This window comes from Nonomuraea aridisoli (assembly GCF_003236395.1).
GTDB lineage: Bacteria > Actinomycetota > Actinomycetes > Streptosporangiales > Streptosporangiaceae > Nonomuraea > Nonomuraea aridisoli.
In genome coordinates this window covers 46080-68002 of record NZ_POUD01000013.1, presented here as the reverse complement: position 1 = coordinate 68002, position 21923 = coordinate 46080, and the positions used below count along the sequence as shown (strand labels likewise).

Here is a 21923-nt window from a genome sequence, read left to right as displayed (position 1 = left end):
GCCCTCGCCGAGGCCGCCCCCGCCGAGACCGCCCCCGAAGATCCAGCCCACTGACATGCCCGCTCACTGACATGCCCACTGACATGGAGGACTCCCTGATGGAACACCGCAGCAAGCCCTGGCAGGGCGTCATGGTCGCCACGGCGCTGCCCCTGCGCGAGGACCTGTCGGCCGACTTCGACGCCTACGCCGAGCACTGCCGCTGGCTGGTCGAGAACGGCTGCGACGGCATCGTGCCCAACGGCTCGCTGGGCGAGTACCAGACGCTCACCTCCGAGGAGCGCGCGAAGGTCATCGAGACCGCCGTCGCGGCCGTCGGCGGGCGCAACGTGATGGCCGGCGTCGGAGCGTACGGCGCCGCCGAGTCGCGCCGCTGGGCCGAGCAGGCCGGCGAGGCCGGCTGCGGCTCGGTGCTGCTGCTGCCGCCCAACGCCTACCGGGCCGACGAGCGGGCGGTCATCGCCCACTACCGCGAGGTGGCCAAGGCCGGCGTGCCGATCGTGGCCTACAACAACCCCTACGACACCAAGGTCGACCTGACCCCCGCGCTGCTGGCCAAGCTGCACGAGGAGGGGCTGATCGTGGCGGTCAAGGAGTTCAGCGGCGACGTGCGGCGCGCGTACGAGCTGGCCGAGCTCGCGCCCGGCCTCGACCTGCTGGTCGGCTCCGACGACGTGCTGCTGGAGCTGGCCGTGGCCGGCGCGGTCGGCTGGATCGCCGGCTACCCGAACGCGCTGCCCGCCTCCAACGTCGCCCTCTACCGCGCCGCGGTCGCCCGCGACCTGGAGACCGCGCTGCCGCTCTACCGCACCCTGCACCCGCTGCTGCGCTGGGACTCCAAGACGGAGTTCGTCCAGGCGATCAAGCTGTCCATGGACATCGCCGGCCGCCACGGCGGGCCCTGCCGGCAGCCGCGGCAGCCGCTGACCGACGAGCAGGCCACCGTCATCCGCGCGGCCACCGAGAAGGCGCTCGCGGAGGGCCTCAGATGAGGACCAAACGGGTCTTCCACGCGGTCGACTCCCACACCGAGGGCATGCCGACCCGCGTCATCACGGGCGGCATCGGGGTGATCCCCGGCGCGAGCATGGCCGAGCGCCGGGTGTACTTCCGCGACCACCTCGACCACATCCGCACCCTGCTGATGACCGAGCCGCGCGGCCACTCCGCCATGAGCGGCGCCATCCTGCAGCCGCCCACCCGGCCCGACGCGGACTTCGGCGTGCTGTTCATCGAGGTGTCCGGGCTGCTGCCGATGTGCGGCCACGGCACCATCGGCGTGGCCACCGTGCTGGTCGAGACCGGCATGGTGGAGGTCGTCGAGCCGGTCACGACCGTGCGCCTGGAGGTGCCGGCCGGGCTGGTGGAGGTCGACGTGGCCGTCGAGGACGGCCAGGCGATGGCGGTGACGCTGCGCAACGTGCCCTCCTACTGCGACCGGCTGGACGCCACCGTGAAGGTGCCCGGCTTCGGCGAGATCCCGTACGACCTGGCCTACGGCGGCAACTTCTACGCCATCGTCGACCTCGACCGCTACGGCCTGCCGTTCGACCGCAAGGCCAAGAACGAGATCATCGCGGCCGGCCTGGCCACCATGGAGGCGATCAACGCCGCCGACGAGCCCGTGCACCGTGAGGACGACCGCATCCGCGGCTGCCACCACGTGTACTTCACCGCCCCCGGCTCCGACGCCCACCGTTCGCGGCACGCCATGGCCATCCACCCCGGCTGGTTCGACCGCTCGCCGTGCGGCACCGGCACCAGCGCCCGCATGGCGCAGCTGCACGCCCGCGGCGAGCTGCCGCTCGGGCGCGACTTCGTCAACGAGTCGTTCATCGGCACCCGGTTCATCGGCCGGCTGCTGGAGGAGACGACCGTGGGCGGCGGCACCGCCGTCGTGCCGTCGATCACCGGCCGGGCCTGGATCACCGGCACCGCCCAGTACTTCCTCGACCCCCGCGACCCGTTCCCGGCGGGGTTCGAGCTGTGAACCGGAAGACGCATCACGATCACGGCGCCGGCGCGGCCGGTGCCGTGATCACCACCGTCGACTACCACACCGGTGGCGAGCCGTTCCGGATCGTCACCGGCGGGGTGCCCGAGATCCCCGGCACCGACGTGCTCTCCCGCCGCGGCGCCGCCATGGAGGGCCTCGACGACGTGCGGCGGCTGCTCTGCCACGAGCCGCGCGGCCACGCCGACATGTACGGCTGCTTCCTCGTCCCGCCGGACGACCCCGGGGCCCGCTTCGGGGCGCTGTTCTGGCACAAGGACGGCTTCTCCACGGCCTGCGGGCACGGCACCATCGCGCTGGGCGCGTACGCCGTGCACGAGGGGCTGGTCGAGGCCGATCCCGACGGGGAGACGGACGTGCCGATCGACGTGCCGTCCGGCCGCGTCACGGCCCGCGTGCGCTGCGCCGGCGGCAAGGTGCGCGGGGTGACCTTCGTCAGCGTCCGGTCGTACGTCATCGCCCGCGGCGTGCCGGCCGGCGGCGTCAAGGCCGACCTCGCCTACGGGGGCGCCATCTACGCCTCCGTGCCGGCCGCGGAGCTGGGGCTGTCCGTGGAGCCCCGGCACCTGACCGAGCTCATCGGGCACGCCCGCCGCATCAAGTCCGACCTGGCCGGCCACCCGGCCTCCCGGCATCCCGCCGACGACCGGCTGTCCGGCGTCTACGGCGTGATCTTCTACGACGAGCTGCCCGACGCGGGCGACGCGGCGCGCCAGCGCAACGTCACGGTCTTCGCCGACGGCGAGGTGGACCGCTCGCCCTGCGGGTCGGGCACCGCCGCCCGGCTCGCGCTGCTGCACGACGAAGGGCTGCGCCGGCCGCTGGTCCACACGAGCATCGTGGGCAGCGAGTTCCGCGCGCGGGTTGCCGAGGTCACCGGGGACGGGGTCGTCCCGGAGATCGAGGGCATGGCGTACCGCACCGGGCGGCACGCCTTCGAACTCGACCCCGACGACCCGATCGGGACGGGGTTCACCCTGCGATGAGCGCGCTGCCGTATCTCGACGCCGCCACCGTGGAGCGGCTGCTGCCGATGGAGCGGGCCGTGGACGTCCTGGAGGACGCCCTGCGCACCGGCCTCGACCCCGAGGCCACGCCGCAGCGGCCGATCGTGGACGTGCCCGGCGGGCAGCTCCTGCTCATGCCCGCCGCCACGGGCCGGTACGCGGGCGTCAAGGCCGTCACCATCGCCCCCGCCAACCCCGGGCGCGGCCTGCCCCGGATCCAGGGGACGTACCTGCTGTTCGACGGCGCGAGCCTGGCCCCGCTGGCCGTGCTCGACGGCATCGCGCTCACCTCCCTGCGCACGCCCGCCGTCTCCGCGCTCGCCGTCCGGCACCTGGCCGAGCCGGACGCGCGGCGGCTGGTCGTGTTCGGCAGCGGCCCGCAGGCGTGGGGGCACGTGCTGGCCCTGCGCGCGGTGCGGCCGGTCGAGGACGTGACCGTCGTCGGCCGCGACCCGGACCGCGCCGAGGCCCTCGCCGCCCGCTGCCGAGACCTGGGATTGACCGCGCGCGGGCACACGAACGCCGCGCAGGACCCCGTCGCGGAGGCGGTGGCGGGGGCGGACCTGATCGCCTGCTGCACCACGGCCAGGGAGCCGCTCTTCCCCGGTAAGCTCGCCCGCGACGGCGCCACCGTCGTCGCCGTCGGCTCGCACGAGCCCGACGCCCGCGAGCTCGACGACGACCTCGTCGCCCGCGCCACGGTGGTCGTCGAGGCGAGGACGGCCGCCCTGGAGGAGGCCGGAGACGTCATCGTCGCGATCCGCCGGGGTACGATCACCTCCCGTCATCTCGCCGGAGACCTCGCCGATCTGATCGCCGGAAGGGTGGTCGCCGGTCCGGGGCCGCGCGTGTTCAAGAGCACGGGCATGGCATGGGAGGACCTCGTGGTCGCGGCTGCCGCTTACGAGGCGTGGACGTAGAAGGGATGGGCGGATGGCTGCCGACGACCGGCTCGACCTGCCGATGGTGGGGGAGCGGCGGAGCCTGCGCGAGCAGGTCGCGCACGCGCTGCGCGCCGCGCTGATCACCGGGGAGATGCGGCCCGGGGTGGTCTACTCCGCTCCCGTGCTGGCCGCCCAGTTCGGGGTCTCGGCCACGCCCGTCCGCGAGGCCATGCTCGACCTGGCCAAGGAGGGCCTGGTCGAGGCCGTGCGCAACAAGGGCTTCCGGGTCACCGAGCTGTCCGACCGCGACCTCGACGAGCTCACCGAGATCCGCCAGCTCATCGAGGTGCCCACCGTCGCCAGGCTCGCCGACCGCGCGCGGGCCGAGGAGTTCGAACGCCTGCGTCCCATCGCCGAGGAGATCGTCTCGGCCGGCGAGCGCGGCGACCTGCTCGCGTACGTCGACGCCGACCTGCGCTTCCACGTCGAGCTGCTGGCGTTGTCCGGCAACGCCCACCTGGTCGAGGTGGTGCGCGACCTGCGCAACCGGGCCCGCCTCTACGGCCTGTCGCAGCTGTCCGAGCGCGGCACGCTGACCGACTCAGCCCGCGAGCACCTCGCCCTGCTCGACGCGCTCAAGGAGGGCGACGCCGAGGCCGTCGGGCGGATCATGACCGAGCACATCGGACACGTCCGCGGCATCTGGGCTGAACACTGAGGAAAAGTTCCGATATTCGGGGATCGTCCGCTCCCCGATGGCGGTAATCTCGATGCGGAACGGCCGAGTGACGCCGCGCGAGAGCGCCGGCGGTCCCGCCGTCCGGTCACCCCTTTTCGAGGTGGTGGCTTCGTGCCTGGTCACGCGGACACCCGCATTCCGCTGACCGTCGCAGGGCTCGGCACAACCCCGCCCACCGAGCCGAGCCCTCCGCCGCGCGCCCGAGACCCCATCCCAACGGGCGCGCGGCGGCTCCGGGAGCTACGCGCGCCGCGACGTGCGGGTCGAGCCCAGGCTGGCGGCCACGATGCACAGGACCGCCGCCCACTGCTGCACGTGCAGCACCTCGCTCAGCACCAGCAGGCCGATCAGCGCCGCCACCGCCGGCTCCAGGCTCATCAGGATGCCGAAGACCTGCTTGGGCATGCGCCGCAGCGCCTGCAGCTCCAGCGAGTACGGGATCACCGACGACAGCAGCCCCACGCCCAGCCCGATGAGCACCAGCTCCGGCTGCAGCAGGTCGGCCCCGCCGGTGGTGGCGCCGACCGGCGCGATCACCACGGCCGAGACGATCATCGCGAACGCCAGCCCGCTCGTCCCCGGGAAGCGCTGCCCGGCGGCGGACGAGAGCAGGATGTACGCGGCCCAGCAGCCGCCCGCCAGCAGCGCGAACCCGATGCCGGCCCAGCTCACCGAGGCCGACTCCGTCCACGGGGCGAGCATCACCACGCCCGCCGCCGCCAGCGCCACCCACAGCAGGTCGAGGCGGCGCCGCGAGGCCGCCACCGCCACGCCCAGCGGCCCGAGGAACTCGATCGCCACCGCGATGCCCATCGGCAGCCGCGACAGGGCCTCGTAGAAGGTCAGGTTCATCAGGGCGAGCGTCACGCCGAAGCCGATCCCCACCGCCCAGTCGCCCCTGGCCAGGCCCCGCAGCCGGGGCCGGACGACGACTCCCATGACGAGGGCTCCGGTCGCGATGCGCAGGAACACCACGGCGCTCGGCGGCAGCGCCGCGAACAGCTCCTTGGCGAAGCCGGCGCCGAGCTGCACCGAGAAGATGGCCAGCAGGACGAGCCCGGAGGGCGGGATCGAGTCCGCGGCGCCGCGCAGCGGGTTGCCCGGCAGGCGCCGGTCGCCCGGGAGTGCGTCGTCGTAGGAGGTCACAGGGCTCCTCTGGGGAATGCGCGTCAACCGTCAGAGCCTACTGACCTCGCCAGACATGACTGCACTTAAGGTGGTCCTACTGCCAAATTGATCATTTATTCGGACAAATGGACGTATGAAGCCATCCCCCGTCAGCCTCACCCGGCCGCCCCTGGCCCTCGCCGTGGCCTCCTTCGTCAGCGCCTTCGACCGCTTCGCCGTCAGCCCCATGCTCGTGCTCATCGCGGCCGACCTCGGCGTCTCGCTGTCGGCCTCGGTCGCCGCCGCCAGCGGCTACTACCTCGCCTACGGGCTGACCCAGCCGCTGTGGGGCGTGCTGTCCGACCGGTTCGGCCGGGTGCGGGTGATGCGCTTCGCCCTGTACGGCGCGGCGCTGGCGGGAGCCGTCTCCGCGCTGATGCCGGTGCTGGCGGCCCTGGTGGTGGCCCGCGTCGTGACGGGCGCGTGCTTCGGCGCCGTCATCCCCACGGGCCTGACGTACGTGGGCGACACCGTGCGCCCCGCCGTACGCCAGCGGGCGCTCACCGACCTCATGGCCGCCACCGCCCTCGGCACGGCCCTGGCCACGGGCCTGGGCGGCGTGCTCGCCGGCCTGGTCGACTGGCGGGTGGCCTTCACCGTGCCGGCCGCGTGCGCCCTGGTGTGCGCGCTGACGCTGCGCACGCTGCCCGAGCCGCCCCGCCACGAGGGCGCGGGGCACGGGGTGGCCCGCTACCTCGGCCTGGTGCTCGGGCACCGGTGGGCGCTGCTGGTGTTCGCGCTGGCCTTCACCGAAGGGGCGATCATGCTCGGCACGATGCCGTTCCTGGCCACCGCCCTGCAGCACGACGGGCTGGCCGCCGCCGTGGCGGGCCTGGCCATCACCGCGTACGGGCTGGGCCTGTGGGCGTTCTCCCGGCTGGTCAAGCTGCTGTCGGGACGCTGGCCCGCCCCCTTGCTCATGCTCGTCGGCGGCAGCCTGCTGTGCGCCGGGTTCGCCCTGGTGACCGTGCACGTCAGCGTCCCGGCCGTGGCCGTCACCGCGCTGCTGCTGGGCGGCGGCTACTCGTTCCTGCACTCCTCGTTGCAGACGTGGGCCACCTCGGTCGTCCCCGAGGCCCGCGGGACGACCATCGCGTTCTTCGCCTGCGCGCTGTTCACCGGCAGCGCCATCGCCTCGTGGGCGGCCGGCCCGCTGGCCGAGCACGGCCGGTACGGGCTGCTGTTCGGCATCGCCGCGGTCGCCGCGGTGCCGCTGACCGCGGTCGCCGTCGTCACCCGGCACCGCTACGGCGTGCGGCCCGGCTGAGCCCTCACTCCCAGCGGAACGTCCGCGAGACCAGCGCCAGCGACAGCACCGCCCAGACGGCCAGCACGGCCAGCGGCACCAGCGGCAGGCCCGCGCCCTGGGCCAGCACCGAGCGCAGCCCGCCCGTCAGCGCCGAGATGGGCAGCAGCTCCAGCACCGGCCGCACCGACTCGGGGAACTTCGACAGCGGGAACACCACCCCGCCCGCGCCCAGCAGCACGAGGTAGACCAGGTTGGCCGCGGCCAGCGTGGCCTCCGCCCGCAGCGTGCCGGCCATCAGCAGCCCCAGCCCGCTGAAGGCGGCCGTGCCGACCACGATGAGCAGCGCCGCGCCGAAGAAGGACGCGAACGACCCCTGCGGCCGCCACCCCAGCGCCAGGCCCACGACCACGATCACCGCGGCCTGGACGGCCTCCACGCCCACCACCGCCGTCGTCTTGGCCAGCATGAGCCCGCTTCTGGACAGCGGGGTCGCGCCCAGCCGCTTGAGCACGCCGTAGCGCCGCTCGAACCCGGTCGCGATGGCCTGCCCGGTGAACGCCGTGGACATCACCGCCAGCGCCAGCACGCCGGGCACCAGGAAGTCGACCCGCCGGCCGCCGCCGACGTCGATCAGCGGCGCGAGGGAGAACCCGGCCAGCAGCAGCACCGGGATGACCAGCGTGAGCAGCAGCTGCTCGCCGTTGCGCAACATGGCGCGCAGCTCGGCGCCCGCCTGCGCGGCCACCATGCGCCCGAACGGCGCCGCGCCGGGCGCCGGGGTGAGGTCGAGTGCCGGATCGTGGACGGTCAACGCAGCTCCCTGCCGGTCAGCTCGAGGAAGACGTCCTCGAGGGTGCGCCGCTCGATGCGCAGGTCGTCGGCCGTGACGCCCTCGGCCGCGCACCAGGCCGTCACCGTGGCCAGCAGCTCGGGGCCCACCTGGCCCTCGATGATGTAGTGGCCGGCCGGCGACTCCTTGGCCGCGCTGCCGACCGGCAGCGCGTTGAGCAGCTCCTCCAGGCCCAGCCCCGGCCGGGCGCGGAAGCGGAGCTGGCGTTCGGCCCCGGTCAGGGTGGCGGGCGTGCCCTCGGCCACGACGCGGCCCCTGTCGATGATCACCACGTGGTCGGCCAGGCGTTCGGCCTCGTCCATGTGGTGGGTGGTCAGCACCACCGAGACGCCCGCCGTGCGCAGCTCGCCGACGAGGTCCCAGCAGGCGTGGCGGGCCTGCGGGTCGAGGCCGGCGGTCGGCTCGTCGAGGAAGACCAGCTCCGGCCGGCCGACGACGGCCGCGGCCAGCGACAGCCGCTGCTGCTGGCCGCCGGACAGCCGCCGGTAGGGCGTGCGGGCGTGGTCGGTGAGCCCCAGCCGGTCGAGCAGCGCCCGCGCCGGCAGCGGATGGGCGTAGAAGCGCGCGACCAGCCGCAGCCACTCGGCGCAGCGCATCGCCGGCGGCACGCCGCCCGCCTGGAGCATCACCCCGACCCGCGAGCGCAGCCCGGGAGCGGCGGGGTCGAGGCCCAGCACGCGGACCGTGCCCGAGTCGGGGGCGCGGAACCCCTCGCAGATCTCGACCGTGGACGTCTTGCCCGCGCCGTTGGGGCCGAGGACCGCAGTGACCGCACCGCGGCCGGCCCTGAGCGTGAGGCCGTCGACGGCGGTCGTGCCCCCGTAGCGTTTGACCAGGTCGACGATCTCGACGGCTGGGGAATCCATGGCCACGAGTTTAGGGACTGTACCGCCCGGTCCGGGCCTCAGGTGCGCGCTTGCGGGCGACGGCGCGGCCGCCGCCGTGGCGCGTTCGTGCGGCCGGGGCCTATGAGACGGAGGGGCAGGAAACTATCATGTTAAATATCTGATAACCGGGAATTCGGAGGATCCTTACCCCGGTTTGACCCGAGGGCCCTCGTGGGCCGCCGTGCCTGCGAGGAAGGGGTCACGAATGTCCGTGGCAGAGGCCACGTCCGCCGCCGTACAGCCGGAGCGCAGGAGCCGCCGGGCGTTATTGCTGGTGATCCTGGGCGCGCTCTCGGCGATCGGCCCGCTGTCCATCGACATGTACCTGCCCGCGCTGCCCGCCATCACCTCCGAGATGCTCAGCGTGCCGGCGCAGGTCCAGCTCACCCTGACCGCGTGTCTCATCGGCGTCTCCGTGGGCCAGGTGATCGCCGGCCCGGTGAGCGACGTGCGCGGGCGCCGGGTGCCGCTCATCGTCGGCGTGGCGGGCTTCATGGCGGCCTCGCTGCTGTGCGCGTTCGCCCCCTCGGTGCCCATGCTCATCGCCTTCCGGCTGCTGCAGGGCATCCTCGGCGGCGCGGCGCTGGTCATCGTGCGGGCCGTCGTCCGCGACCTGTACGACGGCGCGGCCATCGCCCGCATCTTCGCCACGCTCATGCTGGTCAGCGGGCTGGCGCCGATCCTGGCCCCCATCGCCGGGGCCCAGCTGCTGGCCTTCACCTCCTGGCGGGGCGTCTTCGTCGCGCTCAGCGTCGCCGGGATCGTGCTGCTGGTGTGCGTGCTGGCCGGCGTACGCGAGACGCTGCCCGCCTCGGCGCGTGAGAGCGGCGGGCTGCGGCACACCATCGGCACCTTCTGGCACCTGATGCGCGACCGGGCGTTCATGGCCTGCGCGCTGACGGCGGGGCTGGCGTTCGCGGCGATGTTCGGCTACATCTCCGGCTCGCCGTTCGTGCTGCAGGAGGTCTACGGCGCCACGCCCCAGCAGTACTCGCTCATCTTCGGGCTCAACGCCTTCGGCCTGACCCTCACGGCGCAGATCGGCGGACGGTTGTCGGGCCGGGTGCCGCCGGTGCGCCTGGTGCTCATCGGCCTGGCGATCGCCCTGGCCGGCGCCGTGCTGCTGCTGGCCGCGGCGCTGACCGGGATGGGCCTGTGGGGCGTCGTCGGCGGGCTGTTCGTCATCATGCTCGGCCAGGGCCTGGTGATGCCCGGCACGGGCGCGCTGGCGCTGGCCTCGCAGCCGCCGCAGGTCGCGGGCAGCGCCTCGGCCCTGCTCGGCGTGCTGCAGTTCGCTCTGGGCGCACTGGCGGCGCCGCTCGTCGGTCTGGTGGGCTCCGGCACCGCCGTGCCGATGGCGTGCGTGATGCTCGGCCTCATCGTCTGCGCGGGCCTCATGTTCGTCCTCCTGGGCCGCCGGACGGCCGTCCGAGCATAGTTAGGTAAGGCTACCCTGCGTGAGTAATCCCATTCCCGTCCCTGCTCAGATCCGTTTGTGAAGCGGGAAGGAATTACGGCACACTGATGTTGTGAAAAACATGCCCACGATGGAGCCAGGCGGTGAGCGCGGCACGCGTGCCCGCGTCGCCAGGCTGATTCTTGAGCATGGTCCCGTCGCGGCCGCCGCCCTGGGCGAGCGGCTCGGGCTCACCCCCGCAGCGGTCCGCCGTCATCTCGACGCGCTGCTGGCCGACGGAATGATAGAGCCCCGCACGGTCCGGCCGCGCGGGCAGCGCGGGCGCGGACGGCCGGCCAAGCTGTTCGCCATCACCGACGCGGGGCGCAGTGCTTTCGAGCACGCCTATGACGACCTGGCCGGGAGCGCGCTGCGCTACCTGGCCGAGCGCATGGGGCAAGAAGCCGTGGCCGACTTCGCCCGCACGCAGGTCTCGAGCCTGCTGAGGCGGCTGGAGCCGGTCATGCGGACGGTGCCGGCGGACCAGCGCGTGCAGGTGCTGGCGCAGGCGCTGTCGGCGGAGGGGTACGCCGCCTCGGCCAGCAAGGCCAAGTCGGGCGGAGACCAGCTCTGCCAGCACCACTGCCCGGTGGCGCACGCGGCCGCGGAGTTCCCGCAGCTGTGTGAGGCCGAGACGGAGGCGTTCGCGCAACTGCTCGGCACGCCGGTGCAGCGCCTGGCCACGATCGCCCACGGCGACGGGGTCTGCACGACACATGTGAGCCCGCAGAGTTTGGGCGATCCCGCACAGAGAGACAAGAGCAAGGAGACCGGAAGGTGACTGTCACCGACCGCCCGGAGCTGGAAGGCCTCGGGAATTACAAGTTCGGCTGGGCCGACCCGGATGCCGCGGGCGCGGCGGCCAAGCGCGGCCTGTCCGAGGAGGTCGTCCGCAACATCTCCGCGCTCAAGAACGAGCCGGAGTGGATGCTCGACCTTCGCCTGAAGGGCCTCCGCCTGTTCGACAAGAAGCCGCTGCCGACGTGGGGCTCCGACCTCACCGGCATCGACTTCGACAACATCAAGTACTTCGTGCGCTCGACCGAGAAGCAGGCCGCTTCCTGGGACGAGCTGCCCCCCGACATCAAGAACACCTACGACAAGCTCGGCATCCCCGAGGCCGAGAAGCAGCGCCTCATCGCCGGTGTCGCCGCCCAGTACGAGTCCGAGGTCGTCTACCACAAGATCCGTGAGGACCTCGAGGAGAAGGGCGTCATCTTCCTCGACACCGACACGGGCCTGAAGGAGCACCCGGAGCTCTTCCAGGAGTACTTCGGCTCCGTGATCCCGGTGGGCGACAACAAGTTCGCCGCGCTCAACAGCGCCGTGTGGTCCGGTGGCTCGTTCATCTACGTGCCGCCGAACGTCGAGGTCGAGATCCCGCTGCAGGCCTACTTCCGGATCAACACCGAGAACATGGGCCAGTTCGAGCGGACGCTGATCATCGTCGACGAGAACAGCTACGTCCACTACGTCGAGGGCTGCACCGCGCCGATCTACTCCAGCGACTCGCTGCACAGCGCCGTCGTCGAGATCATCGTGAAGAAGAACGCCCGCTGCCGTTACACGACCATCCAGAACTGGTCCAACAACGTCTACAACCTGGTCACCAAGCGCGCCGTGGCCTACGAGGGCGCGACCATGGAGTGGATCGACGGCAACATCGGCTCCAAGGTCACGATGAAGTACCCGGCCGTCTACCTCATGGGCGAGCACGCCAAGGGCGAGACGCTGAGCGTCGCGTTCGCCGGCGAGGGCCAGCACCAGGACGCCGGCTCCAAGATGGTGCACCTGGCGCCCAACACCAGCTCCAGCGTCATCTCCAAGTCGGTGGCGCGCGGCGGCGGCCGCACCTCCTACCGCGGTCTCGTGCAGATCGAGGAGGGCGCCCACGGCAGCGCCAGCACCGTCAAGTGCGACGCGCTCCTGGTCGACCAGATCAGCCGCTCCGACACCTACCCCTACGTCGACGTCCGCGAGGACGACGTCTCGATGGGCCACGAGGCCACGGTCTCCAAGGTCAGCGAGGACCAGCTCTTCTACCTCATGAGCCGCGGCCTCGACGAGGACGAGGCGATGGCGATGATCGTGCGCGGCTTCGTCGAGCCGATCGCGCGCGAGCTGCCCATGGAGTACGCGCTCGAGCTCAACCGGCTGATCGAGCTGCAGATGGAAGGAGCCGTCGGCTGATGGGCCTGAACGAGAAGCCCTTGTCGACCCTGCACGAGAAGGCGTCCTACGACCTGGCGGACTTCGAGGTCCCGACCGGGCGCGAGGAGGCGTGGCGCTTCACGCCGCTGTCGCGGCTGAAGGGCCTGCACAACGGCAAGGCCGAACCGGTCGGCCACGTGCGCGTGGACGTCGACGCGGCCCCCGAGGTCACCGTCGAGACGGTCGGCCGCGACGACGCCCGCGTGGGCAAGTCGTTCGTGCCCGCCGACCGGGTGAGCGCGCAGGCGTGGAACAGCTTCGAGAAGGCCACCGTGATCACGGTGCCGCGCGAGGCCGTCACGTCCAAGCCCACCGTCCTGACACTGACCGGCTCCGGCGACGGCGCCGCCTACGGTCACCTCGTGATCAAGGTGGAGCCGATGGCCGAGGCCGCGATCGTGCTCGACCACAAGGGCAGCGGCGTCTACGCCGACAACATCGAGTTCGTCGTCGGCGACGGCGCCAGCCTCAAGATCGTCAGCCTGCAGGACTGGGACGACGACGCCGTCCACGTCTCCCACCACCACGCCCAGCTCGCCAAGGACGCGACGTTCCGCAGCTTCGTGGTGACGCTCGGCGGCGACCTCGTACGCCTGTCGCCCAGCGTGTCCTACACCGCCGCCGGCGGTGACGCCGACCTGTCGGGCGTCTACTTCGTCGACGCCGGTCAGCACCTGGAGCACCGCCTCCTGGTCGACCATTCGCAGCCCAACTGCAAGAGCAACGTCGACTACCGCGGCGCCCTGCAGGGCCAGGACGCGCACGCCGTCTGGATCGGCGACGTGATCATCCGGGTCGAGGCCGAGGGCACCGACACCTACGAGCTCAACCGCAACCTCATCCTCACCGACGGCGCCCGCGCCGACTCGGTGCCCAACCTGGAGATCCTCACCGGCGAGGTCGCGGGAGCGGGGCACGCCTCCGCCTCCGGCCGCCTCGACGACGAGCACATCTTCTACCTGCAGGCCCGCGGCATCCCCCATGACGAGGCACGCCGCCTGGTCGTGCGGGGCTTCCTCGGCCAGCTCATCGAGAAGATCCAGATCGAGGAGATCCGCGACCGGGTCTTCGCCGCCCTGGAGGATGAGCTCGCCCGATGAGTAGGAGAGAACCCGACGCAGTGAGCGAAGCGGTCCGCGACGAAGGAGCGGCCCGCGTAGCGAATGAGGAGTGGTGAACGACTCATGAGCTACGAGAAGGTGTGTGCGCTCGAGGACATCCCCGACGGGGGTGCCCTCGGTGTCGAGGTGGGTGAGACGCCGGTCGCGCTCGTGCGCAAGGGCCGCGAGGTCTTCGCGCTGCACGACGTCTGCTCCCACGCCGAGGTCAAGCTGAGCGAGGGCGAGGTCTACGACGGCACGCTGGAGTGCTGGCTGCATGGCTCGTGCTTCGACGTCCGCTCCGGCAAGCCCACCGGCCCGCCCGCCACCAAGCCCGTGAACGTCTACACAGTCAAGATCGACGGCGATGACGTCCTCGTCTCGCTCTCGAAGGAGTCATAAGTGTCAACCCTGGAGATTCGTGACCTGCAGGTCGCCGTCGAGGACAAGGAAATCCTGCGCGGCGTCAACCTGACCGTGAAGTCGGGTGAGACTCACGCCATCATGGGCCCCAACGGCTCGGGCAAGTCGACGCTCGCCTACGCGATCGCCGGTCACCCCAAGTACACGATCACCGGCGGCCAGGTGCTGCTCGACGGTGCCGACCTGCTGGAGCTGTCGGTCGACGAGCGGGCCCGCGCCGGCCTGTTCCTCGCCATGCAGTACCCGGTCGAGGTGCCCGGGGTGTCGGTGTCCAACTTCCTGCGCTCGGCCGTCACCGCGGTCCGCGGCGAGGCGCCCAAGCTGCGCGAGTTCGCCAAGGACCTGAAGAACGGCATGGACGCGCTGTCCATCGACCCGGCCTTCGCCCAGCGCAACCTGAACGAGGGCTTCTCCGGCGGCGAGAAGAAGCGCCACGAGATCCTCCAGATGGAGCTGCTCAAGCCGAAGATCGCGGTGCTCGACGAGACCGACTCCGGCCTCGACGTCGACGCGCTGCGCGTGGTGTCGGAGGGCATCAACCGCTTCCGCGCCACGGGCGAGACCGGCGTGCTGCTGATCACGCACTACACCCGCATCCTGCGTTACGTGAAGCCCGACTTCGTGCACGTCTTCGCGGGCGGCCGCATCGTGGAGGCGGGCGGCCCCGAACTGGCCGACAAGCTCGAGTCCGAGGGCTACGAGCAGTACACGAAGGCATCTGCATGACTTCCATCAGCTTCGATGTGGAGAAGATCAGGAAGGACTTCCCGGTCTTCTCCCGCGAGCTGCCCGACGGGCGACCGCTCGTCTATCTCGACTCGGGCAACTCCTCACAGAAGCCCAACCAGGTCATCGAGACCATGCGGGAGCACCTGGCGCTGCACTACAGCAACGTCGGGCGCGCCATGCACGTGCTCGGGGCCGAGTCGACCGACGCCTACGAGAACGCCCGCGACAAGATCGCGGGCTTCGTCGGGGCGCCGTCCCGCGACGAGGTGATCTTCACCAAGAACGCCTCCGAGGCGCTCAACCTCGTCGCCTACTCCTTCGGCAACCCCGCCAACACCGATCCGCGCTTCACGCTCGGCCCGGGTGACGAGATCGTCATCTCCGAGATGGAGCACCACTCCAACATCGTGCCGTGGCAGCTGCTCGTGCAGCGCACCGGCGCGACGCTGAAGTGGTTCGGCGTCACCGACGACGGGCGGCTCGACTACACGCCCGGCCTGATCACCGAGCGGACGAAGATCGTCTCGATCGCCCACCAGTCCAACGTGCTCGGCACCGTCAACCCGGTCGCCGAGGTGGCCAGGCGGGCGCACGAGGTCGGCGCGCTCGTCATGCTGGACGCCTCGCAGTCCGTGCCGCATCACCCGGTCGACGTGACCGGGCTGGGCGCCGACTTCGTGGCCTTCACCGGCCACAAGATGGTCGGCCCTTCGGGCATCGGCGTGCTGTGGGGCCGGGCCGAGCTGCTGGAGGCCATGCCCCCGTTCCTGGGCGGCGGCGAGATGATCGAGGCGGTCTGGATGGACCGCTCGACGTACGCGCCGGTCCCGCACAAGTTCGAGGCCGGGACGCCGCCGATCGTCGAGGCCATCGGGCTCGGCGCGGCGGTCGACTACCTCACCGAGGTCGGCATGGAGGCCATCGAGGCGCACGAGCGCAGCCTGACGGCGTACGCGCTCGACGCCCTGAGGGACCTGCCCGGTTTGCGCATCATCGGCCCCGACTCGCTGGAGCAGCGCGGCGGCACGGTGTCGTTCACGATCGAGGGCATCCACCCGCACGACGTCGGGCAGATCCTCGACGACCGGTTCGGCGTCGCCGTACGCGTCGGTCACCACTGCGCGCGCCCCCTGCACCTGCGCTTCGGAATACCGGCGACCACGCGGGCGTCGTTCTACCTGTACAACACCACGGGCGAGATCGACGCCCTGGTGCGCGGCCTCCACCACGTTCAGAAGGTGTTCGCATAGCCATGATCGGCGAGTCGATGTACCAGGAGCTGATCCTGGAACACTACAAGCACCCGCAGGGGCGGGGGCTGCGTGAGCCGTACGACGCCGAGGTGCACCACGTCAACCCGACGTGCGGCGACGAGATCACGCTCAGGGTCAAGGTGGGCGACGCCGGCAAGGTGCTCGACGTCTCCTACGAGGGCCAGGGGTGCTCGATCAGCCAGGCCGCCGCCTCGGTGCTGCACGAGCTCGCCACCGGCTCGACGGTCGAGGAGACGCTCGCCGTGGTCGACGAGTTCACCCGGCTGATGCAGGGCAGGGGACAGGTCGAGCCCGACGAGGACGTCCTCGGCGACGCGGTCGCGTTCGCGGGCGTGGCCAAGTTCCCCGCGCGCGTCAAGTGCGCGCTGCTTTCGTGGATGGCCTACAAGGACGCTGTTGTGAGGAGCGCCGAATGAGCAAGCCAGTGGAGACCCCTACCGACTTCGACGGCGAGGCCAGCGTGGACGAGGTCATGGAGGCGCTGAAGGACGTCGTCGACCCCGAGCTCGGCATCAACGTCGTCGACCTCGGCCTGGTCTACGGGCTCAACCTCGACCCCACCGACGGCGGCAAGCCCGTGGCCACCATCGACATGACGCTGACCAGCGCCGCGTGCCCCCTCACCGACGTGATCGAGGACCAGGCCAACTCCGCGCTGGACGGCATGGTCTCCGAAGTGAAGATCAACTGGGTCTGGCTGCCGCCATGGGGGCCGGACAAGATCACCGACGAGGGGCGTGAGCAGCTCCGTATGCTAGGCTTCAACGTCTGATCTTCTCGTCGCTGTCACGGCTGGCGTCCCACGTCAGCCGTTTCAGTGTGTGCCAGCAGCGGGTTTTCGGAAAGTCTCGGTCCATGACGGGGAATATCCGATAACATCCCCGGCGTTGGCACGAGGTACACGTACACCGAACGCCTCATCGCGCGTCTCGCATCGCCTGCGGCCGGTGCCCTGGTGTATCCCCCTCACTTAGATCCCGCCCCCATGGCGGCGGGTGCCCCTGAACGAGTGCGGCCACGAGCCGCACGTCCCGGCTCGTCCTTTCGCAGAAGTGACGTGCCACTTCGACGGAAAGGCACGAATTTCGTGACCATGCTTGACGCTGTCATGCCCACGCTCGGCGAGACCCCCGAGCCGGGCCCGTCCGAGTTCGAGCTGCTCGGCCTGCCGAAGCCGCTCGTCAACGGGCTGGCCAAGCTGGGCTTCGACAGCCCGTTCCCCATCCAGAGCGCGACCATCCCCGACGTGCTCGCCGGCCACGACGTGCTCGGCCGCGGCCAGACCGGCTCCGGCAAGACGCTGGCCTTCGGCCTGCCCACCATGGCACGCATCGCCGGCACCCGGCCCGCCCCGGGCCACCCGCGCGCGATGATCCTCGTGCCCACCCGTGAGCTCGCCCTCCAGGTCCACGACGCCCTCGAGCCCCTCGGCCGCGGCCTCGGGCTGCGCATGAAGGTCGTCGTCGGCGGCATGTCCATGGGCAAGCAGATCGAGGCGCTGCGGCGTGGCGTCGACATCGTCATCGCCACCCCCGGCCGGCTCGGCGACCTGATCCGGCAGGGCGAGTGCTCGCTGGCCGAGGTCGAGGTCAGCGTTCTGGACGAGGCCGACCACATGTGCGACCTCGGCTTCTTCCCCGTCGTCACCGAGCTGCTCGCGCAGACTCCGTCCGACGGGCAGCGGCTGCTGTTCTCCGCCACGCTCGACGGCGACGTCGACAAGCTGGTGCAGCGCTTCCTGAAGGACCCGATCACACACTCCGTGGCCCCGGCGACCTCGCCGGTCGAGACCATGGAGCACCACGTGATGCAGGTCACGCGCGACGACAAGTTCGACGTCATCGCCGAGATCGCCAACCGCGAGGGCCGGACGATCATCTTCGTCCGCACCCAGCACGGCGTCGACCGGCTCTGCAAGCAGCTGGCCAGGGTCGGCGTCAAGGCGGGCGGCCTGCACGGCGGCAAGCGCCAGAACCAGCGCACCCGCATCCTCGCCGAGTTCCGCGAGGGCGCCATCAACGTGCTGGTCTGCACCGACGTCGCCGCGCGCGGCATCCACGTCGACAACATCAGCCTGGTGCTGCACGTCGACCCGCCGCAGGACCACAAGAGCTACCTGCACCGCGGCGGCCGCACGGCCCGTGCGGGGGAGAAGGGCACGGTCGTCACGCTGGTGCTGCCCAACGAGCGCCGCTCGACCGACGCGCTCACCCGCCGCGCCGGCATCCACCCGTTCCGGCTGAAGGCCACTCCCGGTCACCCTCGGGTCGCCGAGGTGACGGGCGCCCGCACGCCGAGCGGCGAGGCCATCCCCGTGTGGGAGCCCGACGTCCGCAAGCCGCTGCGCCCGCGCCGCGACGGCGGCGTCTCCGAGCGCCGTGGCCGTCGCGGACGCCGTGACTTCGACGGCGACCGCTCGTTCGGGCGGGGCCCGCGCCGCCACGACAACGACGGCGAGCGTTCGTTCGGCTCCGGCCCGCGCCGCCACGAGAACGGCGATCGGCCGTTCGCGTCCGGTTCGGACGACCGCCGGCCGCGCCGGCACGCCGAGGGGGAGCGGCCGTTCGGCCGTCCCCAGGAGTCGCGGACGTTCGGTGACGATCGCCGCCGCGACAGCCGGCCGCGGGGCGGCTACCGCTCCGACGACCGCCCCGTCCGCCAGGACGACCGCGGCCCCGGCTTCCGTCCCGACGACCGCGGCACGCGCTACGGCTCCGACCGGGGTCGTCCGTTCTCGGCCGACCGCGACCGGGGCTTCCGCTCCGACGACCGCGGGCCGCGCGACGGCTACCGTTCCGGTGGCGGGCGTCCGGACGAGCGCGGCAACGGCTTCCGCCGCAACTCCGGCGGGCGCCGCTTCGAGCGCTGACCCCTGTTTCACCGCTGCCCGCCGTGCGCCCTCGCCAGAGGGAGGCACGGCGGGCAGCGCCGTTTCCAAGGGCCTTCCCGGAGGCGGGCGTCACCCCCGGTGCGGCAGTGAAGAAGCGCGCGGGAACAGGCGCGTCGGGTGGATCGCCCCTCTCGGCGTGGGGGGCACGCCGCCCTCCACGACCTCGATCAACAGCTCCATCGCCAGCCTGGTGATCCCGAGGGGGTCGAGGGACAGCGTGGTGACCGGTGGCGAGGTGGTCTCGTACGAGCCGGACTCGCTGGCGCAGACGACGCGGAGCTGCTCCGGCACCCGCAGGCCCGCGCTGCGGGCGGCCGCGATCAGGGCATGGCCGCAGCGGTCGTACGGGCCGTAGACGGCGTCGGGCGCGGGGCGCGGGGCGCCGGGCGAGCAGGCGGGCGGCCGCGGGGACCGGGTCCTTGCACCTCATCAGCTCGACGATCGGCGGCTGGCCGCGTTCGGCGCACCACTGCCGGTAGGTGGCCATGCACGACTGGATGTAGTAGTCGGTGGTGTCGCCGCCGAGCAGGGCGATGCGCCGCGCGCCCGAGGCGGCCAGATGGTCCAGCACCCCGCGGACGGCGCTCTCGAGGTCGTTGTCGATCCAGACGTCGTCGTCCTCCGGCACCGGCGGCCGTCCGGAGAACACGACGGGGACGCCGCGGCGGCGCAACTCGGCGCGCACCGGATCGCCCTGCGGGCTGTCGATCAGCATCATGCCGTCGACCTCGAGCTCGGCCCGGCTCTCCCACCGGCCGGCGGTGGGCTGCACGACGAGGCTGTAGCCGTGCTCGTGCGCGACCGCGGTGGCGGCCTGCACCGCCTGCGAGAAGTACGCGATCTCGGCGAAACCCCACGAGACCGGGTGGTCGGTGGTGACCGCGAGACCGAGGGTCCGGCTCTTCCTGATGCCGCCCGAGGGGACGTAGCCGAGCTCGCGGGCGATCGAGCGTACGTGCCGCCTCGTGTGCTGTGACATGCGCCCGACCGAGTTGAGGGCGTTGGACACCGTCGCGGTCGATACTCCGGCCACCCGCGCGATATCCGCCAAGGTGACGGCGGCCGACGCTCTACGAGGCACATTCGGCATGATACGCCGCTGTTCACGCTCCGTGTATCAGCCGGATTAACAAAGGTTACGACAGTGGATCGGGCGTTCAGATGCGGAATCCGCCGGTGCCCGCCGGACAACGCCGTTGAAACCGTCGCGCCGCACGTCTTGCGGTTAATTGATTAATCAATCTCAATGGGGCTCACCAGTACTTTGGTGGAGGTAACGGATGAACCGGGATTTCCGTTCTGTCGCCGCCGCAGTGATCTCCGTGGTGGCCCTGTCAGCGTGCGGGTCCGTGCCCCAACCGGCCACGCAGGGAGCGGCCGTGGCGAAGGCGGCCGTCGCCCCGCCTGCGGTGATCAAGGAAGGGCAGATCGTCTACTGTTCTGACATTTCCGCCCCGCCGCTGGAGTTCTACGACGCGGCGCGCAAACCGCAGGGCGCGGACATCGAGATCGGCGACGCGATCGCGCGGAAACTCGGCGTCCAGCCGGTGTGGCGGCACACCAAGTTCGCCTCCATCATCCCCACGCTCGTGGCCAGGCAGTGTGACGCGATCCTGTCGCAGCTGTACATCAAGCCCGAACGCGAGGAGGTCGTGGACTTCGTCCCGTACATGTACTCGGGGCAGTCGATCCTCGTGCCCAAGGGCAACCCCAAGCGCGTCGGCGGCCTGGACGAGACGTTGTGCGGGCTCGCCGTCTCGACGCTCATCTCCACCACGGCGGCGAGCCGGATCGACGAGCAGTCCAAGAAGTGCGAGCAGGCGGGCAGGCCGGCCATCAAGATCACCCGTTTCGACCAGGACATCGCCGCCCTGCAGGAGCTGGCCCTCGGCCGGTCGGACGCGTACGCCACGACCAGCGAGACGGCCGCCTACTACATGGGGCAGCAGAAGGAGACGTACGAGTTCGCCGGCGCCGCCTTCGACAAGGTCAAGGCGGGCATCGCCGTGCGCAAGGGCAACACCGGCCTCCATGACGCGATCACCAAGGCCTTCGAGCAGATCCGCTCGGAAGGCACCTACGACCAGATCCTCGCCAAGTGGAACCTGCAGGTGGACAAGCTCTGATCCGAGGAGAACCCTCTCGTGCACGTCATCGCCGCCCCCGACGGAGGCCTGAACTTCGACTCGGCGTTCTTCTGGGACGCACTGCTCCACCCGTCGGCCGCCTTCCTGGACGGGCTGTGGCAGACGGTGTACATCTCCGTCGTCGCCCAGGCGCTGGCCGTGGTCATCGGTCTCGGCATCGCCCTGATGCGCCGCTCGAAGAAGCGCTGGGTCGCCGGGATCGCCGGCTTCTACATCTGGGTCATCCGCGGCACCCCGCTGCTGGTGCAGCTGGTCCTGGTCTACAACGGGCTGGCCGCGGCGAAGATCTACTCCTTCTCCGACGCCACCCTGTTCGGGCTGGTCGTCCCGGGGGTGATCCAGGCGGCGCTGTTCACCCTGGCGATCAACGAGAGCGCCTACATGGCGGAGATCATCCGGGCCGGCATCGACTCGGTGGGCAAGGGCCAACTGGAGGCGGCGCTCGCGATCGGCATGACCCCGAGGGCGGCGATGCGGTGGATCATCCTGCCGCAGGCGCTGCGCTTCATCGTGCCGCCGCTCGGCAACAACTTCAACGCGATGATGAAGACCACGTCGATCCTCAGCGTGATCGGAGTGGAGGAGCTCTTCCTCAACACGCAGGCGGTCAGCTCCACGACGTTCCGCACGTTCGAGATCTTCATCGTCGCGGCGCTCTACTACCTGCTGCTCACCACGCTCTGGTCGTTCGTGCAGGCGTGGATCGAGAGCAGGCTCAACGCCGCGACCGGCGCGCCGCGACCGCCGTCGGTCATCCAGCGGCTCTTCGGCGGCGGGCGCGGCGCGCCACCGGGGATCCCGGTCGCGCAGTCGGCCGCCCGCCCGCCGGACGCCGCCGCGCCGGCGCGGGCCCGGTGAACGTCACCGCGCGGCACGACCGTACGAGATCCGTCCTG

At 71.4% G+C, this 21923-nt stretch carries 23 protein-coding genes and 2 pseudogenes; 19 read left to right on the top strand and 6 right to left on the bottom strand.

The window, feature by feature from the left end; all coding sequences use genetic code 11:
• The first annotated feature begins 71 nt into the window (after positions 1 to 71).
• Genes C1J01_RS05615 through C1J01_RS05595 form a run of 5 tightly spaced genes read left to right on the top strand, consistent with a single transcriptional unit; the run spans position 72 to position 4623 of the window.
• On the top strand, positions 72 to 992 hold the full coding sequence (locus C1J01_RS05615; protein WP_235854274.1) for a dihydrodipicolinate synthase family protein: 921 nt from the start codon (positions 72 to 74) through the stop codon (positions 990 to 992).
• Positions 989 to 1990 (top strand): proline racemase family protein, encoded by a 1002-nt coding sequence (locus C1J01_RS05610; protein ID WP_111176714.1) that lies wholly within the window; start codon positions 989 to 991, stop codon positions 1988 to 1990. Before C1J01_RS05615 ends, C1J01_RS05610 begins: the two co-directional genes overlap by 4 nt.
• Entirely contained in the window at positions 1987 to 3000 is a 1014-nt protein-coding gene (locus tag C1J01_RS05605) for a proline racemase family protein (RefSeq protein ID WP_235854273.1), read from the top strand. Before C1J01_RS05610 ends, C1J01_RS05605 begins: the two co-directional genes overlap by 4 nt.
• Positions 2997 to 3941 (top strand): ornithine cyclodeaminase family protein, encoded by a 945-nt coding sequence (locus C1J01_RS05600; protein WP_111176712.1) that lies wholly within the window; start codon positions 2997 to 2999, stop codon positions 3939 to 3941. The genes C1J01_RS05605 and C1J01_RS05600 overlap by 4 nt, the downstream gene beginning before the upstream one ends.
• Positions 3942 to 3954: 13 nt before the next feature.
• Positions 3955 to 4623: a GntR family transcriptional regulator gene (locus tag C1J01_RS05595; protein ID WP_111176710.1), complete on the top strand. Its 669-nt coding sequence runs from the start codon at positions 3955 to 3957 to the stop codon at positions 4621 to 4623.
• A 261-nt stretch (positions 4624 to 4884) separates the two neighbouring features.
• On the opposite strand, the gene C1J01_RS05590 is transcribed toward C1J01_RS05595, so the two are convergent.
• Positions 4885 to 5790, bottom strand: a complete 906-nt coding sequence (locus tag C1J01_RS05590) for an EamA family transporter (RefSeq protein WP_111176708.1) — start codon at positions 5788 to 5790, stop codon at positions 4885 to 4887.
• Between the two features lie 115 nt (positions 5791 to 5905).
• On the opposite strand from C1J01_RS05590, the gene C1J01_RS05585 reads away from it, so the two are divergent.
• Entirely contained in the window at positions 5906 to 7078 is a 1173-nt protein-coding gene (locus tag C1J01_RS05585; protein ID WP_111176706.1) for an MFS transporter, read from the top strand.
• 4 nt (positions 7079 to 7082) lie between these two features.
• Here the strand turns inward: C1J01_RS05585 and C1J01_RS05580 are convergent, their stop codons facing one another.
• Positions 7083 to 7808: an ABC transporter permease gene (locus C1J01_RS05580; protein WP_111176734.1), complete on the bottom strand. Its 726-nt coding sequence runs from the start codon at positions 7806 to 7808 to the stop codon at positions 7083 to 7085.
• Between the two features lie 59 nt (positions 7809 to 7867).
• Positions 7868 to 8776: an ABC transporter ATP-binding protein gene (locus tag C1J01_RS05575; RefSeq protein WP_111176736.1), complete on the bottom strand. Its 909-nt coding sequence runs from the start codon at positions 8774 to 8776 to the stop codon at positions 7868 to 7870.
• 226 nt (positions 8777 to 9002) lie between these two features.
• Between C1J01_RS05575 and C1J01_RS05570 the strand changes: the two genes are divergently transcribed.
• From C1J01_RS05570 to C1J01_RS05525, 10 genes are all read left to right on the top strand, one after another.
• Complete coding sequence (locus C1J01_RS05570; protein ID WP_111176704.1) at positions 9003 to 10235, top strand: multidrug effflux MFS transporter; 1233 nt, start codon at positions 9003 to 9005, stop codon at positions 10233 to 10235.
• Positions 10236 to 10335: 100 nt separating this feature from the next.
• Positions 10336 to 11034 (top strand): helix-turn-helix transcriptional regulator, encoded by a 699-nt coding sequence (locus tag C1J01_RS05565; RefSeq protein ID WP_111176702.1) that lies wholly within the window; start codon positions 10336 to 10338, stop codon positions 11032 to 11034.
• Positions 11031 to 12443 carry a Fe-S cluster assembly protein SufB gene (sufB, locus tag C1J01_RS05560; protein WP_111176700.1) on the top strand — a complete coding sequence of 471 codons (1413 nt, stop codon included), beginning with the start codon at positions 11031 to 11033 and terminating at the stop codon, positions 12441 to 12443. The genes C1J01_RS05565 and sufB overlap by 4 nt, the downstream gene beginning before the upstream one ends.
• The gene (gene sufD, locus C1J01_RS05555; RefSeq protein ID WP_111176698.1) at positions 12443 to 13564 is read left to right on the top strand and encodes a Fe-S cluster assembly protein SufD; all 1122 of its coding nucleotides are present in this window, start codon (positions 12443 to 12445) and stop codon (positions 13562 to 13564) included. Before sufB ends, sufD begins: the two co-directional genes overlap by 1 nt.
• An 84-nt stretch (positions 13565 to 13648) precedes the next feature.
• A complete protein-coding gene (locus C1J01_RS05550) occupies positions 13649 to 13966 on the top strand; it encodes a Rieske (2Fe-2S) protein (protein WP_181448582.1) in 318 nt (105 codons plus the stop codon).
• Complete coding sequence (gene sufC / locus C1J01_RS05545) at positions 13967 to 14713, top strand: Fe-S cluster assembly ATPase SufC (protein WP_111176694.1); 747 nt, start codon at positions 13967 to 13969, stop codon at positions 14711 to 14713. It abuts the gene before it with no gap.
• On the top strand, positions 14710 to 15966 hold the full coding sequence (locus tag C1J01_RS05540; protein WP_111176692.1) for a cysteine desulfurase: 1257 nt from the start codon (positions 14710 to 14712) through the stop codon (positions 15964 to 15966). Before sufC ends, C1J01_RS05540 begins: the two co-directional genes overlap by 4 nt.
• 2 nt (positions 15967 to 15968) lie before the next feature.
• Complete coding sequence (gene sufU, locus C1J01_RS05535) at positions 15969 to 16406, top strand: Fe-S cluster assembly sulfur transfer protein SufU (RefSeq protein WP_111176690.1); 438 nt, start codon at positions 15969 to 15971, stop codon at positions 16404 to 16406.
• Positions 16403 to 16762 (top strand): metal-sulfur cluster assembly factor, encoded by a 360-nt coding sequence (locus tag C1J01_RS05530; protein ID WP_111176688.1) that lies wholly within the window; start codon positions 16403 to 16405, stop codon positions 16760 to 16762. Before sufU ends, C1J01_RS05530 begins: the two co-directional genes overlap by 4 nt.
• 321 nt (positions 16763 to 17083) lie before the next feature.
• Positions 17084 to 18859 carry a DEAD/DEAH box helicase gene (locus C1J01_RS05525; RefSeq protein WP_111176732.1) on the top strand — a complete coding sequence of 592 codons (1776 nt, stop codon included), beginning with the start codon at positions 17084 to 17086 and terminating at the stop codon, positions 18857 to 18859.
• 90 nt (positions 18860 to 18949) lie between these two features.
• Here the strand turns inward: C1J01_RS05525 and C1J01_RS53670 are convergent, their stop codons facing one another.
• On the bottom strand, positions 18950 to 19201 hold the full coding sequence (locus C1J01_RS53670) for a substrate-binding domain-containing protein (RefSeq protein ID WP_369122748.1): 252 nt from the start codon (positions 19199 to 19201) through the stop codon (positions 18950 to 18952).
• 118 nt (positions 19202 to 19319) lie between these two features.
• Positions 19320 to 19385 (bottom strand): annotated as a pseudogene (locus tag C1J01_RS53665) (hypothetical protein); the annotation flags it as partial.
• A 54-nt stretch (positions 19386 to 19439) separates the two neighbouring features.
• Between C1J01_RS53665 and C1J01_RS49005 the strand changes: the two are divergent.
• The gene (locus tag C1J01_RS49005) at positions 19440 to 19856 is read left to right on the top strand and encodes a hypothetical protein (protein WP_146615477.1); all 417 of its coding nucleotides are present in this window, start codon (positions 19440 to 19442) and stop codon (positions 19854 to 19856) included.
• Here the strand turns inward: C1J01_RS49005 and C1J01_RS53660 are convergent.
• A pseudogene (locus C1J01_RS53660) lies at positions 19857 to 19970 on the bottom strand (LacI family DNA-binding transcriptional regulator); the annotation flags it as partial.
• Between the two features lie 289 nt (positions 19971 to 20259).
• Here C1J01_RS53660 and C1J01_RS05505 point away from each other — a divergent pair.
• Positions 20260 to 21006: an ABC transporter substrate-binding protein gene (locus C1J01_RS05505; protein ID WP_181448581.1), complete on the top strand. Its 747-nt coding sequence runs from the start codon at positions 20260 to 20262 to the stop codon at positions 21004 to 21006.
• Positions 21007 to 21024: 18 nt separating this feature from the next.
• Positions 21025 to 21885, top strand: a complete 861-nt coding sequence (locus tag C1J01_RS05500) for an amino acid ABC transporter permease (protein WP_220039747.1) — start codon at positions 21025 to 21027, stop codon at positions 21883 to 21885.
• Positions 21886 to 21923 lie beyond the last annotated feature (38 nt).